We start from the raw sequence: 1,938 nt of genomic DNA, 5'->3' as shown, positions 1-1,938 counted from the left end.
GCCGCCGGTGCCGGCCACCCCGCCGGTACCGCCACTGCCGCCGCGCCCGCCGGTGCCACCATTGCCGGCACCGACGCCGGTGTCCGGTCGTCCATTGGCGCCGGCACCGCCCTGACCTCCGGTGCCACCGGCCCCGCCGCTGCCGTTGCTGCCGCCGACGCCGGCGTTGCCGCCCGCGCCGCCGACGCCACCCACGCCGCCGGTGTATCCGTTACCGTTGCCGTCTCGTCCGGCAACGCCACCGTCGCCGCCGCGCCCGCCCCGACCACCGTCGCCGGAAAGGCCCTTGCTACCTGCAGCTCCGGCGCCACTGCCGGCCGTGCCGCCGGCGCCCGCGTCGCCGCCCCGACCGCCGGTACCGCCGGCGCCTCCGTCGCTTCCGGTAACGGTGGCCCCCGTGCCACCCGCACCTCCGGTGCCGCCGCTGCCGCCCCGGCCGCCGTCACCATTGACGCCACCCGCACCCGCCGCGCCGCCGTGACCACCCGCGCCGCCGGTGCCGCCCGCATACCCGGCTTGCCCCGCGAGCGTGTTGGCGCCGCCGGTCCCACCATCGCCACCCTGACCACCGGCACCGCCGGAACCCGCGCGACCCGCACTGCCCGCGGCGCCTGATCCGGTTCCGGCCGCCCCGCCGGCACCCGCGTCACCGCCTCTGCCACCGGCACCGCCGTCCTGACCGACAGTGCCCACACCCGCGGCTCCCGCAGCGCCGGCACCACCGCGGCCACCGTCACCACCCAGGCCGCCACCGCCGTTGGTGCCGCCCACGCCGGCCGAACCACCTTGACCGCCCGCGCCCCCGGCGCCACCGGCATACCCGGCGCCGCCCGCGGTGCCGTTGGCAGCACCGGCCCCACCGTCACCACCGATGCCTCCGGTACCCGCCGCACCGGCCTGGGACGCGGCACCCGCACCGGTGCCCGCTGCCCCGCCGGCTCCGGCGTCGCCTCCCCGACCGCCGGCGCCGCCGGCCTGACCGACGGTTGCGGTCCCTGCCTTGCCGTCACCGCCGTGGCCGCCGGCGCCGCCGTCACCGCCCCGGCCACCGGCACCGTTGGCGCCGCCCGAGACGCCCGAGCCGCCCTGACCGCCGGCACCTCCAGCGCCGCCGCCATATCCGGTGCCCGCCGCCGCGGCGTTATCAGCGCCGGCCCCTCCGGTGCCGCCCGCACCTCCGGTGCCAGCGGTGCCCGCATTGCCCGCGTGACCGGCAGTTCCGCCACCGCCGCTGCCGCCGCCGACGCCCGCATCGCCACCCTTGCCGCCGGCGCCGCCGACCTGGCCGCTACTGCTGACGCCCGCGGCGCCGGTACCTCCCGTTCCGCCGGTACCGCCGTCACCACCGTGGCCGCCGTTGCCGTTGGCGCCAGCCGAGTCAGCTCCGCCGGAATATCCGCCGGCGCCACCGCGTCCGGCGTTGCCTCCGCTGCCCCCGGCATGACCGCTGCCGGCCAGCGCATCGGCACCGGTGCCGCCGCCACCACCCTTGCCGCCGGCGCCGCCGTCGCCACCGGTGCCGCCGTTGCCACCCGTGCCGGCGGAGCCGCCGGTGCCGCCGATACCGCCGGTGCCGCCCTGGCCACCGGCACCGGCCCCGTTGCCCGTATCGGTCGTGCCGGTGCCGCCCTTGCCGCCGTCACCTGCCGCGCCGCCCGCTCCGCCATCGCCGTGGCGACCGGTCGGTCCGCCGGCGTTGCCGCCGTCACCCCCCTGACCACCGTTGGCGCCGTTGCCGCCGTTGTTGCCGGTGCCGGCGGCGCCGGCGCCGCCCGCGCTCGCATTGCCGCCGGCGCCGCCCTTGCCGCCGTCGCCGGCCACGCCGCTGGAGCCCTGGCCGGCACCGGACGCACCGCCCCAGCCGCCGTCGCCGCCGCGGACCCCGGGGTGCGCGTGGTGGTGCTAGGACACACCGGTGGCACCTTCTGCGCGGGTGCG

At 80.2% G+C, this 1,938-nt stretch carries 2 pseudogenes; one reads left to right on the top strand and one right to left on the bottom strand.

The annotated features are described in order from the left end of the window. Positions 1-1,821: pseudogene (locus AO501_RS37205) on the bottom strand (PE family protein); the annotation flags it as partial. Between the two features lie 42 nt (positions 1,822-1,863). Between AO501_RS37205 and AO501_RS39330 the strand changes: the two are divergent. Then, positions 1,864-1,938, top strand: a pseudogene (locus AO501_RS39330) (hypothetical protein); the annotation flags it as partial.

Origin of the sequence: Mycobacterium gordonae (assembly GCF_001417955.2) — a bacterium.
GTDB classification, from domain to species: domain Bacteria; phylum Actinomycetota; class Actinomycetes; order Mycobacteriales; family Mycobacteriaceae; genus Mycobacterium; species Mycobacterium gordonae_B.
This window is presented reverse-complemented; position numbering and strand designations above follow the sequence as displayed.